General features: G+C 44.8%; 16 protein-coding genes. All 16 read right to left on the reverse strand.

Features of this window, described 5'->3' with window-relative positions; genetic code table 11:
• Positions 1-60: 60 nt before the first annotated feature.
• The 16 genes from AC58PQ_RS18700 to AC58PQ_RS18775 all read right to left on the reverse strand — a co-directional run bounded on the left by AC58PQ_RS18700 (position 61) and on the right by AC58PQ_RS18775 (position 24,129).
• Positions 61-642 (reverse strand): TerD family protein, encoded by a 582-nt coding sequence (locus AC58PQ_RS18700; protein WP_497244123.1) that lies wholly within the window; start codon positions 640-642, stop codon positions 61-63.
• Between the two features lie 49 nt (positions 643-691).
• The gene (locus AC58PQ_RS18705) at positions 692-1,291 is read right to left on the reverse strand and encodes a TerD family protein (RefSeq protein WP_497244125.1); all 600 of its coding nucleotides are present in this window, start codon (positions 1,289-1,291) and stop codon (positions 692-694) included.
• Positions 1,292-1,530: 239 nt separating this feature from the next.
• Positions 1,531-2,457 (reverse strand): sulfatase-like hydrolase/transferase, encoded by a 927-nt coding sequence (locus tag AC58PQ_RS18710; protein ID WP_497244127.1) that lies wholly within the window; start codon positions 2,455-2,457, stop codon positions 1,531-1,533.
• Positions 2,458-2,490: 33 nt separating this feature from the next.
• Positions 2,491-3,861 (reverse strand): TrkH family potassium uptake protein, encoded by a 1,371-nt coding sequence (locus AC58PQ_RS18715; protein ID WP_497244129.1) that lies wholly within the window; start codon positions 3,859-3,861, stop codon positions 2,491-2,493.
• Between the two features lie 30 nt (positions 3,862-3,891).
• Positions 3,892-4,692, reverse strand: coding sequence for a sugar phosphate isomerase/epimerase family protein (locus AC58PQ_RS18720; RefSeq protein WP_497244131.1), 801 nt, complete (start codon positions 4,690-4,692; stop codon positions 3,892-3,894).
• Between the two features lie 178 nt (positions 4,693-4,870).
• Entirely contained in the window at positions 4,871-5,041 is a 171-nt protein-coding gene (locus AC58PQ_RS18725; RefSeq protein WP_497244133.1) for a hypothetical protein, read from the reverse strand.
• A complete protein-coding gene (locus tag AC58PQ_RS18730; RefSeq protein ID WP_497244135.1) occupies positions 5,014-5,202 on the reverse strand; it encodes a hypothetical protein in 189 nt (62 codons plus the stop codon). Before AC58PQ_RS18730 ends, AC58PQ_RS18725 begins: the two co-directional genes overlap by 28 nt.
• Positions 5,203-5,564: 362 nt before the next feature.
• Positions 5,565-5,837, reverse strand: a complete 273-nt coding sequence (locus AC58PQ_RS18735) for a hypothetical protein (protein ID WP_497244137.1) — start codon at positions 5,835-5,837, stop codon at positions 5,565-5,567.
• A 122-nt stretch (positions 5,838-5,959) separates the two neighbouring features.
• Positions 5,960-6,805, reverse strand: coding sequence for an ATP-dependent DNA ligase (locus tag AC58PQ_RS18740; protein ID WP_497244139.1), 846 nt, complete (start codon positions 6,803-6,805; stop codon positions 5,960-5,962).
• A 109-nt stretch (positions 6,806-6,914) separates the two neighbouring features.
• Entirely contained in the window at positions 6,915-7,997 is a 1,083-nt protein-coding gene (locus AC58PQ_RS18745; protein ID WP_497244141.1) for a Gfo/Idh/MocA family protein, read from the reverse strand.
• Positions 7,998-8,318: 321 nt separating this feature from the next.
• Positions 8,319-10,196, reverse strand: a complete 1,878-nt coding sequence (locus AC58PQ_RS18750) for a heparinase II/III domain-containing protein (protein ID WP_497244143.1) — start codon at positions 10,194-10,196, stop codon at positions 8,319-8,321.
• Between the two features lie 85 nt (positions 10,197-10,281).
• A complete protein-coding gene (locus AC58PQ_RS18755) occupies positions 10,282-11,853 on the reverse strand; it encodes an extracellular solute-binding protein (protein WP_497244145.1) in 1,572 nt (523 codons plus the stop codon).
• Positions 11,854-11,965: 112 nt separating this feature from the next.
• Positions 11,966-12,826 (reverse strand): carbohydrate ABC transporter permease, encoded by an 861-nt coding sequence (locus AC58PQ_RS18760; protein WP_497244147.1) that lies wholly within the window; start codon positions 12,824-12,826, stop codon positions 11,966-11,968.
• 1 nt (position 12,827) lies between these two features.
• Complete coding sequence (locus AC58PQ_RS18765) at positions 12,828-13,748, reverse strand: ABC transporter permease (RefSeq protein WP_497244149.1); 921 nt, start codon at positions 13,746-13,748, stop codon at positions 12,828-12,830.
• 237 nt (positions 13,749-13,985) lie between these two features.
• Positions 13,986-16,283 carry an AraC family transcriptional regulator gene (locus AC58PQ_RS18770; protein WP_497244151.1) on the reverse strand — a complete coding sequence of 766 codons (2,298 nt, stop codon included), beginning with the start codon at positions 16,281-16,283 and terminating at the stop codon, positions 13,986-13,988.
• Between the two features lie 130 nt (positions 16,284-16,413).
• Positions 16,414-24,129, reverse strand: a complete 7,716-nt coding sequence (locus AC58PQ_RS18775) for an endo-alpha-N-acetylgalactosaminidase family protein (protein ID WP_497244153.1) — start codon at positions 24,127-24,129, stop codon at positions 16,414-16,416.
• Positions 24,130-24,476 lie beyond the last annotated feature (347 nt).

Below are 24,476 nucleotides of genomic sequence, written 5' to 3' on the forward strand. Positions count from 1 at the left end.
TTCAGAAGAGTAGGGAAGGTGATGCTCAGAAAGCACCACCTTATTTATTAGACTTCAATCTTAAGAAGTTTGCAAACCATAATCGCGAGCCAACCCTGCTAAACCATCTTTATATCCACTGCCGATTGCACTAAATTTCCACTCGCCGCTATGACGATAAAGCTCACCAATCACAACACCTGTTTCAACGGAGAAATCCTCACCAAGATCAAAACGAATTAATTCGGCTCCAGATCCCTCGTTAAGTACACGTACGTAAGCGTTGGAAACTTGTCCGAAATTTTGCGATCTTGCTTCTGCATCATGAATCGTAATACAGAAAGCAATTTTCTCAGTTTCAGCCGGCACCGCACTAAGATCAACGCTGATAACTTCATCGTCGCCATCACCTGCGCCCGTACGATTGTCACCTTTGTGCTCGATAGAACCGTTCGAATTTTTACGATTGTTGTAGAAAATAAAATCAGATTCGTTGGCAACTTTACCAGCAGCGTTCGCTGCAAAAATGGAAGCATCCAAATCGAAATCCTTGCCGCCATCATATTTATTCGTATCCCAACCTAAGCCAACGATAACTTTCGTCAAGCCTGGGTTTGTTTTCGTCAAATCGACTTTCTGGCCTTTAGATAATGAAATTGACATATGAAATACCTCTCTTTATATAGGATTTAGCTAATTTATTGCTAAGCAATTACTGATATCTTTTGACCAATTGTCCAATGGTTGTATCTGTGCTGCCTTCACCGATTGCGCTAAATTTCCATTCGCCGCTGTGACGGTAAATTTCACCAACAATGAGGGAGGACATGCCTGAATAGTTGTCGGTTAGATTGAACTTCACCAACTCTTGTTGATTCGCACCATTCAACACACGAATATAGGCGGATTGAATAAGCCCGAAATCTTGCTTTCTGTTCACACAGTCATAGATATTAACAACGAAAACAATTTTGCTCACATCAGCCGGAACTTGTCCTAAATTAACGGAAACTGTCTCATCGTCACCATCGCCATCGCCCGTACGGTTATCACCAGAGTGAACGACCGAGCCATCAGGGCTTTGTAGATTAGCAAAATAAACTACATGCTTCTGGTTCGTTATTCTTCCCTTTTCATCCAATAAAATAACGGATGCGTCGCAATCAATTTCGACTGCCGATTTCTTCGAACCGAAGAATCCCTTCTTCTCTACAACAGCAGGATCCCAACCTAACCCAACCACAACTTTAGAAAGACCTGCGTTACCTTTTGTTAAATCGATCTTTTGACCTTTGACTAAACTAACTGTCAACGAGGTCACCTCCCTTCGCTTACCTGTTTTAGTGAACTCCCTTATCTGATACGCATGAAATTCAATCACGTTTCACTTTCCTGGGTAAATTATTTGTGAATTCGACTTCTGCCGTCAAAATCCCCCAGATTTCAAAAGAAAAGCAGCCACAGAGTGATCCTAGGCTGCACCTTCATCTATTATAACATTTTACAACTTGTGGTATTCAAATAATTTCCAATCACGATCCACACCCCATTCTACCAATTTCCGCCATATCGCATTGGGCCTCGCCAAGCAAAAGGATTCGTCGTTTTCAATTGCTCACCCCCCCCCCCCCCGCAAACATAATATAGATATTTCCACTCGCCGTTCGTCACCATATACAACCCGTCCTGATCATTCATATAGCCATAGATCCACGGACGCTCCTCGGCTAAAGTGCTCAAATCCAGCAAGCTTCGACCATCCCTCTTCCGATCATCCTCCTGCAAGCAGCCTGCAAATTCAAGCATAGTCGGGTAAATATCAGCCAATAGGATAGGTGTTGTGCTTACCGTCGAAGGTGTTAGTTCGCCTTCCCAATTTTTCGGCGGTTTCAGAAGGAACGGAACTTTGGCCGAAGATTCATAGAAGCACGTTTTGTGAAACAGTCCGTGGTCTCCCAGCATTTCTCCATGATCCGATGTGAAGATGACAACCGTGTTATCCCAAAGATGCTGACTCTTTAATTCACCAAATAATCGCCCTAACTCATAATCAATATGAGTCAGCTGCGCATAATAATGCTTCCTTGCCATACTTACAATGTGTGGAGGCAGCTTATAACTTAACTTCCTAGCACGAATCCATTCAGGAACTCCCTCCGTAGCATCCCAGTCCGCTGCTACAGGCTTAGGTATTTCCACGCCGTCATACAGCCTAACAAATGATTCTGGAGGATCATAGGGTGGATGCGGTGCCTCAAAGCTGGTCCACATGAAGAAAGGCATTTCAGCATCACGCTGACGCAGAAAGTCAATCGATTCATTCACTGTCCAATGCGTGCCTGTATACGGTATGGGAAGTGGATTATAGGTGGGATAAAGTACAGAAAAGGTTTGAAATATCCAGTAGTTACCTACTGTTGCTCTATCAGTGTCATCGCCAACGAGCATAGCATTCATAAAAAAACCGAGATAGATCATATGATCCACCTCGGTTTAAATGTGTATAGCCGATCAACCTATGATCAGCTTTTCTTCCGGATACCGGATGAGAGGTTTCTTTTTCCCATTGGTAAATAAGGAATAGAACAGAAACAGTCCGATGCGTCCGATAAACATGAGCACGATGAGCGAGATTTTGCTAACGCTGCCAAGCTCAGCGGTGATGCCCGTAGATAAACCGCATGTTCCAAATGCCGAAGCGACCTCGAACAGGATAGCGGACACTCCCCAGCGATTCGGCTCTGCCAGCAGCAGCATGAACACCCCTGCAAGGAGCAGGGCGATGCCAGTGAGGAAAAACACAAAGCTTTTGAGCGAGTCCTCTTGGCTAATCATCCGACCATAGACCTTCGGCTCCTTCTCACCGCGAGCATATGCAACAAGTGCCAGTACAATAACGGCTACAGTCGTTGTGCGAACACCGCCTCCCATACTAGATGGGCTTGCCCCAATAAACATCAGAATGGATACAAGCAGTAAGCTTGCCTCTGTAATTGTGAACATATCAATGGTAGTAAGCCCTGCGCTGCGAGATGTGACGGAGGTGAAGAGTGCACTAAGTATTTTCCCATGCCAGCTCATCCCAGCCAAAGCATGTGTCCGCTCCGTTAACCAAAAGCCGATCGCGCCGAACAGCAATAACACAGATGTCGTAACGAGTGTCAGCTTGGTAAACAAGGAGAATCGGAAATTCGTATGTCCGCCCCACAAGTACTCTCGCAGCTCAGCCAGTACTGGAAATCCGATACCGCCTAAAACAATCAAGACGATTGTAAACACCTGTACGAAATAGTCCTCCGAATAATCGAGCAACGAATTGCCGAACAGATCAAAACCAGCATTCGTAAACGCCGAAATCGTATGAAACATCCCATAGTACAGGGCGCTCCATATCGATCCGTACTCGCCGGCGAGATAGAAATACAAGCCAAACACTACTGTGCTAATCGCCTCAAGGATCAGCGTAAAGCCCAGCACCAGCTGCATTAATTGAACCAATCCAGATAAGTTGTTGCGATTCTGATCAATCATTATCATCTTACGCTGCAGCAATCCAATCTCCTGCCCGAACAACAGCCAATAAAAGCTACCTAGTGTCATGACGCCAATGCCGCCGAATTGAAAAGCAATGATCAGTACGCCAATTCCGAAGCCGCTTAGCGTATCTTTGATGCCAACAGTCGTCAAGCCTGTCACGCTGACAGCACTGGCTGATGTAAAGAGGGCGTCCACAAAAGAGATTGTGGCGCCCGACTTTAAACTGATAGGTAATTTAAGAAGGACGGCAATAAGCAGTATGCCGATCATATAAGCGATAACGATAAGTCTTGACGCAGGCATTTTCTGTAATTTTGTTAGCGTGATCTGTATTTTTCTTATCATGATGTGTACCTTCAACAGAGAGTAATTGGATTAGATACTCTTATATTGTCCTTTGAAATGTTTTCCCATCCAAAGGCACACTTCCCATAAATCTGCAACAGGCTGGTTCGTGTACGGCAAGGTGTGCAAATAACCCGGAGGACCAAATTCTGGGGTAAAGGTAATCGTCGTTTGGCCTGCAGCTTGCTTGGCTTGGACAATACTATCCCACCAACTCATATGCCGCTGCAATTCGTGTGCATACTCCGGTGCTCTTGGATCTGGTACCTGCGGTCCCTGTGCGTAACCTACGCGGCCGTGAATATGCTGTACACGGGAGAAGGATTTGCGCAGGTTCTCCTCTTGTTGCTCCAAGGTGGTCTCGGTTACACAGCACCAGTGGCTGTAATCAGCTGTTAGGTTGATCCCAGGTACGGCATCCAGCAGCCTTCCGGTTTCCCACGGATTGTATAATGATCGGCCTCGGTGAGTCTCATGGCCAATCGCAATCCCATATCTCTTCTCAATTTCAGCTGCTTCACGAAAGAACTCGACTTGCTCTTCAAAAGGCATCGAATCCTTGGCACTATGTGACGTAATGCTAATCGGACGAAATGAAACCGCACGTGCCACTTGCTCGCCAAAGGAAGCGACATGATCAGGTCCCATGGTAAATACCATGGCAATATAGTCCAATTGATGCGCTTCCAGTAGCTTACGGAACTGATCTTCCTCCGCAAGCGTAGGCATGGGCGCCTCAATTCCGTCATAGCCCGCAGCAGCAATTCGCTCAAACTGGGACTCTAGAGAGCCTTCCATGCCCCATAACGCTTTAAATAATTTGATTTCCACTGTCACAGCCTCCTCATCGCAATCCATCAATGAGTCAAGCTTAAAGCATCTTACATTATTTGACTAGTGCATTTTTTTAACCTTTTCCTTGATTAGCAAGCCTTATAAGCCTGACAATCGATCTACATTCAAATAATTGGTATTCCCTTTCGAGCTGGCAAATCCACGTCTGTTCGTGTTAGACCCGCTTGTGTGCGAAGTCGATTGAGGTTCCGGGCAAAAACCATTTTGAATCCAGGGTCGTCATTTCCCCTTCATATATTAGCGTGGTCGCCGAGGTCATATTAGTGATGACGTAATTAGCTGCATTATTCGCATCTGTCAAATAACTAGCTGTACCCGTAGCCATGTATAAGGCTGTAGCAGCGCCAAGATAAGTGCCGTAATTGTACGTAACTTCACGATACCTGCTCCTGTGCCCTCCATGTGATCATTCACTTTGCTGCCATTGACGAGCTTCGTCTGGATCCAGGCTGTAGATTTGCTGCGCTTTCGATAAGTAAGTCGCATTGTTATAGGTATTCTTTAGCTTAATAGCGGTCATATTTCTACTGGTAATCCCACTTTTGGGAGTCTAGTCCATGGTGCTTGGAGAGCTTCTAACGGACATGACGAGCGTTATTTCTACTAGAATTGCACATTTCAGTAACTAACGGACACCAAAGCCGTTATTATGGCATTAATCCCCCAATTGTTGATGGATTTCATGAAATAACGTCATCTGTGTCCGTTAGATTTTCAAAACCTCTCATTTTAAGCAAATAGCGGCTCCGATGTCCGTTAGCTAAGATTCGGGGGCCAGGTTCTGGCTTCTGGGGTCTGGGCTGGGGTCGGGGGCTGGAGCTCCTGTCCATCACCTGCCCCACCTCTTATTACTCGTTCAACAAGCTCTGCTTCTCCAACACAGCCATTCGTTCCAACAGCATGACGCCGCTTAAATTGACGCTTAAATCCTCGGCTGGTTCTGGCGAGGTCGACCACGACTTACAGAACATCTGGCGCTGCTCATCTCGTCCGTAAGACCAGAGGCTATCCACGTTCGTTACTAATAGGTCGAGTGACCCTTCTGACTCGGGTCTACCAACACGAGTTCTGCCAAATAGCGGACAAATATGCCCTGCCCTTGAACAGGCCTCCATCGCCATATGGTAGGTTTTATCGCCAATAAGCAAGCGGTTTTCGGAAATCGAAAGCTTATACTTTCTTATGTGGAAAAAAAGAGACTGAAATCACCCATTCTTCCTAGGTGCTTCCACTCTCTCCAAGCTCATATAACGAATTCTATAAATTCCGGTGAACGCAGTCTCCCGCTTTGGGTCCAGCTCCTCGTCTTAATTCTGGCCATGATCCGAGGTTCCATATAAGCAAAATTCTTGTCTTCCTTGAATACTAAGCGTCTCTTCACACGTTCTATGGCTTCTATATGGTTTGGTGATAAGCCAGATTCAATGATTCCTACTGGTAACTTAGATCCATCTGCTGCATCAATAGAGGCCAGAAAAGCAAAATTGCTTTTTCTATAACCTGAAATGTATACATCTGCATAAGTCCAATTAATCACTTTTTGCCATTGAATCGACCGTTTATTTATGGCGTAGTTGGAATTTTCTTTCGTAGATTTAATGATAATGCCTTCAAGACCACGCTCGCGAATCTGCTCAAAATAATCAACAGCATTTCCCTCAAACATGGTCACTTTTTTATAATTCTCATTTTCAGTGAAAGCTTGATCCAATAGCTCTTTACGCTTAAGTAAGCTTAAGCCCGTGACGTCTATTCCTTTGTATCGTAAAATGTCAAAAGCACAAAAAACCACAGGTTGCTTATTTGTCTTAGATAAAAACCTCGCGGACATCGCTTCAAAGTCAGGTTTCCCTTGATCATCCAACACGACTAATTCACCATCAAGTATGGTTCCTTCAGGTACAGGACATCTTAGTAACTCAGGAAATTTATGCGTAACCAAGTCATTGTGTCTCGTGTACACATATAGTTTATCCATGTTGGAAACAATACAACGTAAACCATCTAATTTTAATTCCGCTATATGATTCTTACTGTAAAATGGCTTATTGTTTTTGGCATTGTACAGCATCATAGGAGAAATGAACATTTGATATCACCCTGTTTTAAATGATACTTCACTATGATGCTTCTGCCTAATGGAAACTGTTTCCCCGTGTTACGACATCATGGTGGAGCAACCCTTATTAGATAATCGTTTATCTTGGCAACTCAACGGATACCTCGCGGCGGGCTGCTGCTGACCGTAGCACTCCGTCAATAATCGCTTGTTGGATGAGAATTTGTTCACCGGGTATCGGAGCTGGTCGACCGTCCCGAATCGCTTCGGCAAAATCGTGTACTTTTTGATCGAACAGATTTAATTTATGCTCGACGAGCGGAATCGGGGTTGATGTATGACCTCCGAATTCATCATGGAATAGCGTAATGGATCCAACTGCTCCATCCCACACACCCGACCATGGTCCAACACCAGCTGGCGTGACTTTAAGACCCGCATCTGTACCAAGAAACATCGTTGCGCCAAGTGTATCCATGTGCATTGCCCACGATATTTTGAACTGCAGCACAAGATCGTTCTCGAAGCGCACCATCGCTACACCGAAATCTTCGACTTCGAACTTGCTTGCTTCGGGATGATACAGTGCGTTTGTGCCGAAATGGTTAGACGTGAATGCGGACACTGTTAGCGGTCGAGGGTATCCCAGCGTGTTGAGCGCCATGTCCAGTGAGTAACAACCAATATCGGCCATCGCTCCGGCTCCTGCAAGCTTTTGACTGATGAATGTACCTCCTGGCATACCTCGGCGGCGTCCGCCCCCTGTCTCCACATAGTACACGTTACCTAAGCGTCCCGATTGCACAATCGTTTGCAACAGCTTCATATTCGGGTCATAGCGCGGCTGGAAACCTAGCGTTAGCATTTTCCCGCTCTCCTTCGCCGACTGCGTCATTTCTATCCCTTCCTGAAGCGTGACTGACATCGGTTTTTCAAGCAGCACATGTTTGCCCGAGCGCAAAGAATCAACCGTAGTCACGTGATGAGAGACATTGGGCGTGCAAATACTGACCCCATCCAAATCCATCCGCAATAACTCAGTATGGCTGTCAAAAGAAGCCGCTTCCGCCAAGCCCTCCGCCTGCGCAAATGCGAGCGCCTTGCCTGGAATAACATCCGCCACACCAACGATCTCAACGTAGGTTAGCTTTTTGTATGCAGATATATGAGCCCTAGCGATGCCCCCCGTTCCGATTATCCCAATACGCAGCTTTTTGCTCATTGTCGTCCATCCTTCTTCCTATGAAAGTGTATGAAATCATAATTGCCAGTCATTGCTATTCAGATTGAGAATAGCATATCGACTGGCAATTTTTTAGTTCATATTGATGCCATAGGAAGTGTAATTTCGCGACATTAACATGTTAATGTTGTTCCGAAAATTCTCCCAAAGAAGAGGTGAAGAGTGGATCGCAAATTTGAAAAAAGCAACCTACATATACAAATGTATAATGTGGATTGCTCTAGCATCAGAAAATTGTATGAAAACACGAATAATCACACACCATTTTAGTCATAGGCTATATTGGAAAGTCATGTCACGTCATCCTTTGCAAATACGCATTGTCCATACAGCTGCATTAACGGCATGTTTCGCCCTTAGAATGATTCTATACAAACAATCGCCCCAGGCGGCTTGCAGCCTCTCATCTGTTAGTTTGATTGCCTCGCTTGATGCTAAAAGATTACTTGCATCATATTGAATATTTACCTTCTCGCCGCCGGGATTCTGCAATAGAATGCTCCCATTGCTGTTAATCTGAGGCACACAAGGAGTCATCAAGTGGAGTATAATGTCATCGCTTGCCTGAATAAGTTCAAAATCGTCAACAATCTCGATATAAGCTTCTTTGCTTCTATTGAGACTATAAGTTCGTTTCCACGAAACGATACCTGCTGCCTCCGGATAGGCATAGGCCAGATTCATAGAAATTAGCGCCGCTGCATCATCGACCTGATAGCCCACTTCACTTGCTTTATACGCAATGCCAGCCTTCTGCTGAATGCCATTCACCAAAGGCACATTGTGATACGCTGACTGCATCGTCCAAATGTCGTACCGCTCCGGGCTAAACGTCTTGGCAGTATACGTTCCGACACCGACATCTATCAGAAAAGGTTTACCGTCCGAATATGCAAGAAAATGACCGATATCATTATGATTATGGCTCTCATCGTTATGGCCCCCTTTAACGGCCAGATACAAACCATCGCTGGAGCCTTCTTGTTCCCTGGCAGTCATAACTTCGATACTATTCATCCACACATCACGGACATATGGGGGTGTTTCTTTATTTTCCTCGAACTGTTCATCAACAAAAAAGAAAGGTATCACGCGATGCAGTGTTAGCCACCTGGAGAGTGGCGGTTTGTTCGTTTGATAGGCGGATGATGCTAATCTCACCAGATTCCGATCATGAATGCGGGACCCATATCGATATGCCGTCCCGGCTTCCATTTCAAAATTTGCGCTGCTGTCGGCAAAGTTGACAAAAAAGTTACCGTCAATGTGAACCCGGTATAAATATCGTCCGATTTCTTGAATCAATGGTTCATCATACAAGTAAATCTTGCCTTGGGAAGCCTCGCGCAGCAGTTCCAGACAGTCAAACAATGTACCGCCGGCACGATCCCAGTAAACCGGACCTTCATCGCATCCTCCGTCTGGACTACAATCGCTTATATACCTGTCCAAAGTACGCATAACCTTTTCTATTGCTCGGTAGCGGCGATCTTCGTCGCTCTCCATTAATAGGAAAGCAGATAAACAATTGGAATTAATCCACGGATTCCAGTTATTCATTTTACGGTTCGTTTCTATTCCCATCCACCATAAATTGTTACGTTCCAGATAAGGGTCAAAAATCCGGCGCTTCATTTCCATACGAATTCGACCGCAAATGTTGGAACTAATTGCATCCAGCGGTTTTTGCAATAGATAATGTGTCATTGCCATCAAACTTGCCGTCTCTGCGGCAAACAAATCGATGAATTGATCTGATATATTAGGAATACTGTCAGATGAGCTTGCTTTGGAAATAACCATATGTGCAGGAATTACCCAAGAAGATTCTTCGCAAATGCTCCAGATCCCGTTCATAATCTGATCGATAAAGCGACCTGCCCCCTCCATACATTCTGCAAGGACTAAAGAACTCAATGCAATTCTGCGTTCCTCGAATTTGCTCTGAAATCGCATTACATTTCCATTTCTTGAATATTCCATGTAATCAACCGCTGTCAGTGCAGGCCACGGAAAGCTAAGGTAAGCTTCTCCTCTGGAAATCCAGAAGTTTCGAAACGTATCAGGAATGGATTCCCAAATTGCCCTATCTTGGGCTTTTGGATATGGATGATAGTTTTCATACGTGGCTATTACACTGGAAATATCATTCGCATAGCGCTCAGTAAGCATATTCATCGCCTCTCCTTTGCTCAAAGTAAAAAACGGCTGGGTGATCGGCATTGAATAAGCCATATCACCCGCCGCGTTTGAAAACCGTTGCTTATTTACCACCTGATCTAGCTTTAGCGGCGTCGTTCACTTCTTTACTCAACTTCTGGAATGAAGAATCGTCAAGCATAGATTTAACGAATTTATCCCAATCGGCCAAGCTGCTTTTGCCTACAATCGTATTGATTTCGTTGTCGGTAATTTTCTTAAGGAAATCGGCACCCTTTTCTGCGTTCGTAGGCGTATTGATGCCAGCAGTCGGATCCAAAATAGAATTCTTGTTAATCGCGTCAATTAGATCATGATTATACTTGATAACCTCTGGCGACATGTCACCATTTTCGGCTCTGCCATATTTGTTAAAGAAGCCAGGAATCCATTGACCAGGGTTAGTGAATTGGTTGGCCTTGCCTGCATCCGTTTGTACGACAACCGTAGGAATGCTAGTGTCTGTATAATCTTTGTCTTTAACACCAAATTGGATTTGCTTCCAACCTTCGAGTGTATTGCCGTAATCCATTACTTCCAGAATCTTCTTCATTTTATCTTCTGGAACTTTCTTGCTGATCATCAACTGGCCGAAAGATCCTGCACTTCTTTCATAGTAACGCTTGCCATCAGGAGCAGATGGAAGCTCATAAGCGACTGCGTCCGCTTTCGGATTCGTCTTTTGAAGTTCTTTGATCACGTTTGGCGCATTGTAAATATCGACAACATTACCGATATACATCCCGATTTTACCTTGAATGAACATATCTTTTAGCTGCTGGGCTTTCATGACAGGATAATCGGGAACGATCAAGCCATCTTTAAACCCTTTGCTCCAGTAAGTGAGCGCATCCTTCATCTGCTGAGAAGCAAATGCCGCGGTAAATTTACCTGAGCTGTCTTTCTGCCAACCTTGCGCTAGAGCGCCATTTTGTGAAGAACCTGAACCGAACATCGAGAATAAGTAGGTCTGAGGCCCTGGCGTAGCATAGGAAGCAAAACCGTACGTATCAGGCTTGCCATTGCCGTCCGGATCATTTTTCGTAAATGCCTCCATGACTTTGTAGAACTCATCAGTCGTCTTTGGCGGCTGTAAGCCTAATTTATCCAGCCAGTCCTTGCGAACAATCAGTGATTCGTGGCCGTCCAGAGGTCGAACCCGCGGAACCCCCATTGTTTTTCCGTTAAAAGATAGAGCGCTATAAATGCCGGCATCGATCTTGGCTAAATTCGGATAGTTCTTGATATACGGCGTTAAATCCCAGAACGCACCTTGACTAAGCGCTTGCGTCCAATTTTGCTTCGTAATGTCCCACACTACTGTCAAATCCGGCAAGTCGTTAGAAGCCAGCATGACATTCACTTTTTCGTCGTAATTGTTGGAAGGTACATAGGTTGCATTGATTTTCACATTAAGCTTCTGATTCACTTGTTGAATGGCTTCCAAATCATTCTTAGGTGCATCATTGTACGTTGGTGAGATAATCGTGATTTCCGAAGGCGCTTTGTTTTCCGCTGTCTTTGTAGACGCCGATGGTTGAGTCTCGCTTGATTTAGAAGTAGTACCGCACGCAGTCGCGATAAGCATAAGTGCCGCTGTTGCTGTAAGGCCTGTCATTTTCAAATACTTTTTCATAGGTTGTTGGCTCCTTCATTTTTCTATTGGATGTTGCTGCCCGCCTTTGAGAATATGATAACTTTATGACCATTTCTAAAGCCCGGCATCCCCCCTCTCAAGGAATTTTTTCTTAACCCTTCACAGAACCGAGCGTTAAGCCTTTGACAAAATATTTTTGAAGGAACGGATACACCATTACGATCGGAACTGCTGCAATCACGACAGCCGCCATTTTCACGGTTTCCGCCGGTATGACAGACGCTGAGGCCTCGGAAAGATCGGCGGGCGTAGAGCTTGCGGCCAGCATTTGCTGCAATACCACTTGCAGCGGGCGCAGCGTTTCCTTATTGATGTACAGCACTCCGTTGAAATACGTGTTCCAATACCCAACGCCGTAAAATAAACTGAACGCTGCGATAACAGGAAGCGAAATCGGGAGAATAATCCGGAAAAAGATGCCAATGTCCGAGCAGCCGTCAATGGTACCAGATTCCTCTAGCTCTTCAGGAACATTTTGGAAGAAGCTTTTCATGAGCAGCACGTAAAATGCAGTCGCTAACCCCGGCAGTACCAGCGCCCAGAAACTGTTCAATAAGCCTACACTTCGAATCAACATATAGTTAGGCATGATGCCCGGATTAAACAACATGGTGAACAAAATCGCCGTCAAGAGGAAATTTCGACCTTTCAACCTCTTGCGTGATAATCCGTATGCCAAACCTGACGTCACGAAGAGCGCACAGACCGTACCGACGATCGTCAGCAGCGTTGTGATGAAGAAGGAATTGATAAATTGGCCCGACGACATGATGTAACGGTACGACGCTAAGCTCCATGTCTTCGGGAACAGCATCACAGGGGTCGAAATAAACTCATGCGGATCTGTGAAGGACACGATCGTGATGTAGATGAACGGCAATACGGTTGTGATTGAAAACAAAAATAGTACTGTATAGATGAAGACATCTAACCATTTGGAGGAACGATCCATCCTAATACACTCCTTCCTCGCCCATTTTCTTTGCTATGCGGTTGGCCGCAACGACTAAAATGAAGCCAACAATCGATTTGAACATGCCTGCAGCCACTGCAAAGCTGAATCTTCCTTGCTGAACACCGACGCGGTATGCATACGTATCGAACACGTCACCAATACTTTCTACAGGAGCGCTGCTCATCAAGTAGACCTGCTCGAAACCGACATCCATAACCGAGCCTAATCGCAGAATGAGCAGTATAACGATGGTGGACTTAATCCCCGGCAGCGTGATGTGCAGCAGCTGTTTCCATCGGCTTGCACCGTCGATCTGAGCCGCTTCGTATTGCTCAGGATTGATGCTGGTCAGCGCCGCCAGGAAAATGATCGTCCCATATCCAGCATCCTTCCAAATACTTTGCGACGTCAATAAGATCCAGAACATATTCGCATTCGTCAGGAAATCAATCTTCGTCCCTCCCGCGTCAACAATCAGCCCGTTAACGACCCCTGAGGACTTGCTTAGCAAAATGAAGGAAATACCAGCAATGACGACCCATGACACAAAGTGAGGCAAATAGATCGCCGTTTGTACAAATTTCTTAAACCTTATTCGGCGCACTTCGTTCAGCATCAATGCCAAGATGATCGGTGCCGGGAAAAAGAATAGGATGTTCAGGAAACTAATCGCGAGCGTATTCCGCAGCAGCTTAAAGAAATCAGGATTCGTCAAGAATTCGCTGAAATATTTGAAGCCAACCCATTCGCTCTTCCAGAACCCGAGGAACGGAGAGTAGTTTTGAAATGCTAATGACAACCCCCACATCGGTCCGTATTTAAAGATGAGAAAAAAAAGTAAGCCTGGCGTCATTAATAAATATAAATACTTGTCTCGTTTCAGGGCAGCGCCCCAGCCCCTTAACCATAATGTCATCATTCTTCACCTCTCATAGCTGCAAGCGCAGATTTCATACTTGCAATATACGCTTCATGCTTAGTAGCCTACAAGACGCAATTGTTGCACAGAGCCGCAACCCCGTCCTACCAAGGCTTTTCTGGGTCTTGTCGCATTCCTTGTTGCTGCGGGATCATCTGAAGCAAAAGATACGACTTTCGACTGGATTTAATTTAAACAACAAAAAAATGCTTGCAGGACTTAATCCCGCAAGCATTCTTATGGTTTGACTGACTCCCTATACTGTCCAGGCGTCGTCCCGACCTGTTTTTTGAAAACGCGCATAAAATTTTGACGCTGATACCCGACAAGATGAGAGATCTCGCTGACCGGCAAATCGGTTTCCGCTAATATTTGCTTTGCTTTCTCAATACGATATTCCGTCAAATAATCAATAAAGGCAGTCTGCATGATTTTCTTGAACCATTTACTAATTTGGAATGTGCTGACACCGCAATGATCTGCGCATTCTTCAAGCGAGATATCCCGATGATAATTGTCGTGAATATAGTTTACAGCAGTCATCACCATTCGTTCATACTCTACGTGTCGATTTCCTTGAACGGCAGAAATAATAGGTGAAATCAGCGCTGTCGTAAACCATATGTTAATATCCTCGATGCTTTTCAACTTGCGTAAATACGTATAAGGATCGTATTGTTCGAATAGTTGCTTCGGCTCCACTTTCAAGCTATAAGCCGTTCTCATTGTAGCGGCAAGCAGCTGATTGTAGTATAGAAGCAAACCTTCTGGAGATCCCGCCTGCCTTCTAACTGTCTCCATAAAGGCGTTCAACATGCGCTCCGCTTCCTCTTGATTGCCAAGCTTCAGCGAATTCTCGAAGTGCTGCTCCAGCTCTACGGGGTAGCTGCTCTCGTTGTCAAGGCTTCCTGCCTCCTGCAGCACTTTATTTCTTCCCGTAATGATGCGCGACTCAAGAGCGAACATCGCTTGGCGGTACAATCTCGGAACTTCCTTCGTCTCATAACCGATTCCGCTCAGCCCGACTGTCACCGGAAGATGCAAATAATTGGATAATGTATTTCGCATGTTTTCAGCGAAAGCGAAGAAATCGGGTTCCTCCTTGTCTGCTTCCGGCGTTTCCGGCACATGCCATAACCAAGAGACTAGACTATCGTTAAGTACGTTGACAGTAACGCCTAGCCAGCCACTCTGAGGAATAAATTCATCAATAATATTTTTCATCGAGAAGAGCATAAGCTCTTTGTCACTGTCACGGAATTTCCCCTCATTGGCTGCATCCATATCGAATGCAAACGAAAGCACAGTGAACTCTGCTTGATCAGGAAGCTGATAACGCTTCAATAGTTCGTCTAACTGCTTGTTGGTATAATGTGCAAATTGGCCTTGCAGCAGCTGCAGGACGAAAGACTCGCGAATGATCGGCAGCTGATGGGACAATTCATTCTTTAGTTGGGAAGCCGTATGCTTCAGCTCCAACCAATTTCGATGGACGAACCCCATTTCATCGGAATCAATTTCCGTACCAGAATCACCTCTTATGCTAGCCAGCAATCGCTCAACCGGCCGGTAAATTTTGCGACTGCCAATGAATGAACCACCGACGCTAACAAGGATGAAAAAGAAGACAATGCCCATCGTCATGAACGCAATACCTCTGGACTTGGCGTTCAATTCTTTCACTGGAATCACATCGATATATCTCCAATGACTGTAGTTTGAAGCGATGCTTGTAACCAGATAGGTGGTTCCATTCCAATTAAAATTATACTTGGACTGCCCTTCACCTGCCTGCAAAATGCTCTCATAGAAATCGCTCGGCTGAAGCTCGTTCGATGTCGTAGTAACTAGCTTCCCCGAATCGCTGACAACGAACATGAATTGCCCGTTATACACAGTCGAATCGCCGATTATTTCAAGGAATTGACTTGGATCTACTGACGCGATGACCATTCCAATCGGATCATTGCTGCCTAGCGGAAACTTGTTCACCAGTGTAACACCTTTGTCCGAATCGGTATTGGGGGTCACTGGAAATGTCTCATTCAGCCAACGAATCCGATAACTCTCTTTCAACTCATGATCGAATTTGTCCCGAACTGGCGCACTTAAACCATCCGGCCTGATCGTCCCGTTCGTCGGGGAGACATACGCGATATCCTGGATATAGAGCGCGAGTTCGCGCAAATCCCTATTCGTATTTTGAAAAGCCCCGAGTATCTTATATACATTAGTAAAGAATTCAATCTGATCTACTTTCAAATCCACGATGTAATCATTGAGAAAATAAGGTGAGTTCAATATTTGCAACAGATTGATCTGAATCGTCTGCAGCTTTTTATCCACATTATCGGAAGCGTTCTTCAAAATCTGATAATTAGCCTTGTTAACTTCAGTTTCTACGACAGACGAAGCATATAGGTAGCTGCCCAGTCCAGTGATGACCGTCGGCACAATCGAAATAAAAAGCGAGACGATGATCATTTTCCTCAGCATCGATTTCTCTTTCCTCGAAAATAATCCCATAATTTTCATTTGAACGGATCACCCCTCTATGATGTACGATGCCCAAGTAGTGTAACCGATTCCTTTTGTCGCAAGCAAGGCACAATTATTGCAGGCGCATAAAAGACCCTCCAACTAGGAGGGTCCAGAAGAATTAGAACTAATTAATAAACTGAGCGTAGCTCAAGAAACGCTTCAACATAACAGCTGCTTCTGCTCTTGTTGCATCAGCCACAGGAACGAAAGTATTGTCGGTTACGCCATTAACGATACCTGCTTTAGCAACCTGTGCCACGGCATCTTTTGCCCAACCATTGATACTCGTACTGTCGGTGAATTTATCCAGCAGATTAGCATTGACAGATTCCAACTTACCGGCAATTTTCATTGCTCGGGTAAACATCACAGCCATCTGCTCTCTGGTGATATTGGCATTTGGTTGGAACGTATTGTCCTCAAATCCCTCAACCAATCCAGCTTTCACTGCTATTTCTACATCACTTGCAAACCAACTGTTGCTCGGAACGTCGGAGAATGTTGCTGCAGTTGAATCGGATAGTCCAAGCGCTCTTACCAGAAGAGATGCAAATTCAGCGCGTGTAATGGAACTGTTCGGATTGAATGTAGTATTCGATGTGCCTTTGATTACCAGCTTGGAAGCAAGCAACTCAAGATCATCTTTCGCCCAATGGTCTGCAACATCGTCATAGGATTTAGACGATTGTACAACCGTATAGATATAGTTGCCCGGATCTTTGATGGTGACTTCTGTTTTTCCATTCACAGTTGTGAAGATCGCTGGTACGAACTTCATTTCACCGTTTTTCGGATTGTACATCACTGCTGTTGCATGTGTGGAGTCAACTTTTCCCTCTAGTGTAATCGTTTTTGTCACATAAGTAGTTCCAAAGTCGTTCACCGCAACAGATTTACCGTTTCCTTCCACAACAATATTGAAGTCCACTGCACCAGTCAGAGGTGTAACACCCGTCTGCTTCACTTTTGAATTGATTTGATCCGCAACTGTTCCCTCCACCTTCTCGATAACAATACTGATATTCACGTTTTTCGAATCGGTTCCGAGTTGCTTAGCAAAGCCGTCTAGATTCAACGTCTTTACAGGAACATTGTACGTCATGTTATTGCTCTTAACAGATAAAACAGCATCCGGTACAGTTTCTAAGCCTTGAGACATAGCGCTCGCACCAATTTCTACTACAGAGACTGCATCGGTACTTTTCACTTCGATGTTAATTGTTGGATTGTTTGCTCCGCTCGTTTTCAATAAATCGAACGCTTGTCCTAGTGAATCTCCGTCCACAGTGACTTTCGCAATCATCTTCCCGTCGGAGGCTTCTTTTACCGGTTCGATAGAAATCGTAACTCCATCGTTTGATGTTTGTACATCTGATGTGTCAGAAGTGCCTGCGCCAGATCCGCCAGGTAACGGGTTTGTCGGAACATAAGGAGGCTGTACCGGCTGTACTGTTCCCTGTGGTGTCGCACTAGCTACGCTGGAATAACCACTTTCACCCGCTGTATTTGCTGCTGTAATTTTATAAAAGTAGGCCGTTCCGTTGGTTACGTCTGAATCCGTAAAAGTCGTATTCGTAACATTTGTAGCAATACTGGTGAAAGTACCAGTCGCCGATGTTCCGCGATAAACATTATAGTACGTTGCTCCTGTGACCGTACTCCATGTCAATGCAACCTGTGCGTCACCCGCAGTTGTAACTAAGTTTGTCGGAGCAAAAGGCGGCTGTACTGGCTGTACGGTTCCCTGTGGTGTCGCACTAGCTACGCTGGAATAACCACTTTCATCCGCTGTATTTGCTGCTGTAACTTTATAAAGATAGGTCGTTCCGTTGCTTAAGCCTGAATCCGTAAAAGTCGCATTCGTGACATTTGTAGCAACATTGATGAAAGAGTCAGTCGCTGTCGTTCCGCGATAAATGTTATAGTACGTTGCTCCTGTGACCGAATTCCATGTCAATGTAACCTGCCCATCACCCGCAGCCGCCGTCAAGTTTGTCGGAGCGGAAGGCGATTCATTAAGTGTCATATCAATGACAGCCACATCCGCCAACGGCACGACCACATTCGAGCTTGTCGCGTTCACATAGCCTTCTTTGCTCACCGTCAGGGTATAAGTTGAGCCAGCTGGTAAGTTAGAGATAGAATAGGAGCCGTCCGCTGCCGTAGTAGCGGTACCATATACTGTATTGGTATCCGATACTGTCACGTTCGCGCCGGAAACTGGCGTATTACTGCTATCTACAACTTTACCTTGAATGCTTCCAGGTGCCGTATACTCCAACACCGGCCAGTACTGCGATAAAGAATTTTCTTTAGTCGCAAATTGATAATCTGATGATCCACCGCCTAGGGATGCATTCGAGATTTTTATTGATATGTTTTTATCTTGGCTGATAAGCGCGCTCTGGGCAATTGCCGTTACATCAATGACAACTGCCATATTCGGAGACGCTGGTTTAATAGGCGTTGTTCCATTCAACTTGCCACCTATTACTGCAGGCTTCATAGTCCAAGTAATACCAGATTCAGTCCAATTGTTACCTACTTGTTCAACATTAAAGCCATTCGCGACAGAACCCACCGCCGTCGGATAAAGCTTAATCTTTGCGGTTGTCATGTTTGGCGGCAAACTAGTCAAATTAAATTTGAAGAAAGCCTCACGGACATAGCCCGGTGCATCCAACTTTGAAAATGCCAATGTTTCCGTTCCGTGATTAATATTGACATCACTACCGTCACGCACAAATGAATCCGCAGCAGCAACGATTGAGATTGCATTCGTTGACGTACCGTTCACAAGTGGACTCCAGTCCGTCGTCTCTGCAGCGTTCTTAGCCCTTACTCTGTAGGTATGAGTGGAACCTACAGACAATCCAGAATTCACATAAGGGTAACTAACAGATGGAACCACTTGACCATCAATTTCCAGATCATATCCGGTTGCCAAATCCGTCTCATCCCAGCTTACGCTAATCTCTGACGGGCTTATAGCAGTCGTCTTTAATCCAGTAGGCACTGTCAAAGGAGGCGCTGTAGTTACAACGTCAATCGCAAAGTCATCAATGACGAAGTCAATCATTCCACCCGCGTTCTTAGCAAACGCAATGTAGGTGTCATCATAATTTCCAGTCTTAAATACTTTTGTAAACGTAGAAGGCGTGGTATCGGTAGTGGATGCTGGCAGCGGTGCATTCGACAAAGTCACTGCACCGTTGTTTCCTTTAACCGCAACACTATAGGTTCCACCGTTAGCTGCACCAAGCAGATAGTTAAAGCTCAATTGATACATCGTATTTGGCTGCAACTTTACAGTATAAGGCACTGTTCGCAAATATTCGCCTATTTCCGGATTATCAGTTGTCTGTCTTGTCTTCAATGAGTATTTGCCATTGATCGTATCCGTCGTGTAACCAGTATGCGTCTCAGACCTGTGAACACGTCCGTCCTGTTTGGTTGGTATAAAAGGTCCATAGCTTTCGTCTTTACTTTCAAAATCTTCGAAGAAATAATGGTTTCCAAACGGTGTAGTATCCATTTCAACTATGCGAACATCATCGAAATTCAAGTAAGACTCAGGCGTCGTTCCTGTACTTCCCTTGATGTAAATCTCTGCAGTAGACCCAGTTGGAGTAAATTCCAGCTTAATTCTCTGCATGTTATTACGCCCATACTTTAACGTGTTATATTCCTGGTTTCTAAACGGCGATTTATCCATGGAGTTCGTTACCTCAGAACCACCATAGTTCTTAACACCAATCGTTCCAATTCGATCCTTAACCTCCATCCACGCGGATAGTTGGTAAGTCTTGCCCGGTGTCAAACCTGTAATGGTTTGGCTCAATGCAGCATCTGCGCCACTGTTTCCAGTCACACTCAGATAGCTCTCGCCATCGATGCTGTTCACAATGTTAACGTGACTTTTATCTGCATTGGAAGATGTAACAGTCCACGCTGAAGCTCCAGTCAAGTTGTGACTATCAAAGCCAGGATCTTTGACAAATCCGAATTCTCCCCAAGTCATAGTTTGAGCAGCTTGTGCACCTTTGTAAATGACATATGGTATCTTAGCTGTTGCGTTAATCGTTACACGACCACCAGTTACCGGAAGGGTTGCTACATGAGTCCTGCCTGAATCGGATAACTGGTACAGTTCTACCGTGGACAACCCAGCCCAACTGTTCGGAAGATCCCATGTTGTGCTCTCGCTGGCAGTATTATAGTGGTAGATCTTCGTTTCGCTTTGGGGATCCCACGGAATGAACATCTTAGCCATTAGGTTTGTTACTGGAAAACTTGCACTGCCATTAAAAGTAGCATGGTTTTGATAAGTTGCGATCTTTTTATTATCCTTGTATAGCTCAACTACTGGATCTGCACCCGTTGATAATTGTTTGACATATACATGGTTAGTGAAATCGATTCTGTCTGGAGCCCACTTCAGGATGTCAAAGTTCTTCATGTACTTATTTGGCAGATTCGTGGTATAGAACATGTCCATTTGTCTGGTCAAGCTCACGTCATTGCCTTGATCGTCAGTACCATCAAACCCATATCCCATCGAACCCCCATGCCTTGAATTCAAAAGCATGTTGTTGAACCCAAAGGAATCGGTTACGCCATTTTTGATAAATCTTAAAACTTGGGTTTTAATTTGAGGAACGTGATTCCAAATCGAATAATCTTCAAGTGCACCCATGAACTCTGTGCCGATCGCCCAGCCATATTTGTTCATTTCGGTTGCGAGCTTCCACTCTGGATAGCCTTGCGTATGATACACGTCTACATAAACCCATTTCAAATTAGGAACAGCACTGTGAAGCTCAGCTAGCCTACCTGCTAAACCGTCCCCCTCAAAATTGGTGGCATCCGCGTATTGATCGATTTGCCACGCTTTGTCCAATGAATCCCAGCCGCCTTGATGTGGTTGTCTCAAAATTTTCTCACTGTAGTATTGGGCTTCTGGATAAGCTTCGGTATGATTGATGTGTATACCAACACTTGTATTATATTTAGCAGCCTCATCAACTAAGGTGTTAAACTCTTCGAGTCCGCCTGCTCTTTTATTGATGTTGATTCCATAGTCAGGGTGATTGGAATCGTGCCCTTCAGCCTGATGTCCTTTGTATTCCAATAACTGTCCGAAGTTGTCCGTGTACAGCGATATCTTCTTCACCATATCCAATGTTCTGAGGAACGGCCACTGGGCACGACTTCCGCGGGTATAGGCAATATGAGCAAAGGTTTTTTTGATGAGGTCTGCACCGATTGGGTTCTTCATAATCGATCTGTAGCCGATCGCGCCATCCTGCCAGTCTACTACACCATCCGTGTTGGCATCGTCGGAAATGACAATCTTGCTATATGGTAAATCAATAACTTCCGTCGGTACTTCTCTATACGTCCAAGCATTGTTCCACGCAGCCATTCTTTTGTAACCAGACTTTTGTTCCGTCTGGTAAAAATATCTAGCCTCGTTTTTGTTGTCTTGAATCTTGGTTGTAGTAGTCGTCTTGGTCTGATCCGTAGGATTAAAGGTATTGTTGTACATACTTGCTGCAAGCTTGTCGGTATTCAAAATCAGATAAGATTTTGACACTGGAGCTGCGTCAAGCGCTTTAGTAGACAACAAGTTCCTTTCTTCTACCGTATTATCGGAATAGACTACGGAGCCCTTGATATCCACACCTGTTTCTGCGGCACCCGTCTGGGTGCTCCGAATGGACAGTAGATTTTGCTTCGGAATCTCAAAGGTCATTACTTTCGTGGTTCCGCTTTCAGTAATGCTGTCAACTTTAAATTCGACAATATTCCCAGTAACCTGGAAATGCATCGTCATGGTTACTCCTATACTTGAAAAGTTCATTGCATAGGAGATTTTATCCGCCACCCTCTCACTGATTACAGTAGGCGTATAAAGCGTGCCGTTGATTTTTACTTGAGTTAGCGTATCTTCATTCCCATATAACACGGCATTTTGAGACGTTCCAACCTTCAACCATTCGTATTGAATAATTCTAGGGAAAGTATCGTCCACTCTCACCTTCAAATCAGTTGATACAATTTGCGGGAGATCCATAGGTGTCGCACTAGCTACATTTGAATCGACACTTGAACCTCCACCATTTGTTGCTTTAACCGTATAGTAGTAGGTTGTTCCGTTGGCTACGCCTGCATCCGTGTAACTCGTTGTCGTACTCGTCAGGTTTGGAGCAATTACGGTGAAAGGACCGGCCGCCGATGATCCCCTATACACGCTATAGGAAGTTACTACTCCTCCAACCGCACTCCAATTCAATGCAACCTGCCTGTCACCCACAGTCGCCGTCATGTTGGTCGGAGCAGGAGGCGGAGTAAGAGCCACCTGAGGTGTCGCGCTAGTTACGTTTGAATAGTCACTTTCACCCACTACATTGGCTGCTTTAACCTTGTAATAATAGGTCGTTCCATTCGTCAAGCCTATATCCGTATAAGTCGCACTCGCGAGATTGGCGCCAACCTTGGTGGAAACATCAGCCTCCGTCATTCCGCGATACACGTCATAATACGTTGCTCCTGTAACCGTATCCCATGTCAATCTAACCTGATGGTCATCAGGAGCCGAAGTCAAGCCCGTCGGAACAGCAGGCGGCACAGCGGTAAATTCCAAAGTCGGTCTTATTGCTTGTACACTATGATCTCTGGTCGCTATTTTAAAATCAGCTTTATTAGTTGCAGTAGATGTTGTTGGCTCATAGAGCCTGATTGAAATGTTTTTGTCTGTTGTTGTAAGTGCATTCTTGACCATGTCCGTTACATCAATGTAGATCGGCTTGCCCGCATCAGTAGCAGGATTAGGACGAATGATTGCCGTATTCAACGGGGTACCTGTCGTCTCTGCTGGCTTATTAGCAAAAGTAATCGTGCCTTCTGACCAACTATTCGCTACCTGGCTAACATTAAAGCCCGTTGATGTACCACCAATGTACGTTGGATAAAGCCTGACCTTCGCATTCGTAATATTTGCTGGCAAAGTCTCTACATTAAATTTAAAGTAAGTCTCGCGCAGAAAGCCAGCATTAGCAGAATGCCTTACTTTGCCCTCCGTCGTATTCGGACCTTTGTTAGAAGAAGTTGCATCATTTTGCACATACGCATCCTCTGAAGCGACAACAGAAGGCACATTGTAATTCATCGTATACTCCACCGCAGGTCTTAACGATGGGTAAGTATTATTCTCTTTAGACGCAATCTTATACGGATTAGTAACAGTATCTGACACACTTGAGATCTTCAATGATAGGATCTTATCTCCGCTGGCAATAACAGCCCTAGCAGCGTTCGTAATATCAATGCGATAACTCGTTTCATTGTCATTCGATGTAGGAATCTTTGGCGTTGCATTCAAGTTGCTTCCTATGATTGCAGGTCGATTCGTCCAATTAAGACCCGTTTCAGTCCAACCGTTATCTACTTGTATGACATTAAAACCCTTTGTACCAAATGTTGTAGTTGTATACATACCAATTCTAAGGCTTGCTGTAACAAAATCTATTGGCAGACTACTCAGGTCAAATTTGATGAAAGTTTCCTTAATTGAAGTAGCGCCAGTATAATTATCTGAAATTAAGTCGACTGCAGTACCATAATTAGTTGATTGATTAGCAGCAGCGGAATCTGCATAGGTATCAGCCAAAGCACCGATGGAATAAACCATCAATGGATTGCTTGGCTCTCCTGCCGCCTGAGCCTTCTCCACTTCAAGAAATGGCAAGCTACCGAAAGAAACTTGCATGAATAGCAATACGAACATCAGAACGATCTTGACATACTTAGCAAAACTCTTTTGAATCCATTCACTCATTTAGTTTCAGCTCCTCACCGAGATTGAACAGCATTGTGAATAAAAAAACGTTCTAAATAGATACCCTCATTTTCACCACCTTTATTCCTTGAGCAACATATTTCGATCTAAATATATGATCAACTCACAGTCTCCTACAAGGTGCAATTGTTGCGCGGCTCCTTCTCTCTAAGATTTCTACAATTGATATACTGTCGCTGAAGTACAGTCGCAATTATTGCAATATTTGAGAGCCAAACTAGAAATGCGACTTACAAGATATGCTGGATTGGTCCTCACTTGGATGGACTTTCACCAACTAGATAATGCGTTCCTCTGGGCACGCCGAAATAAAAAAGAGGCCATGT

It is taken from the genome of Paenibacillus sp. J22P143 (assembly GCF_059692035.1).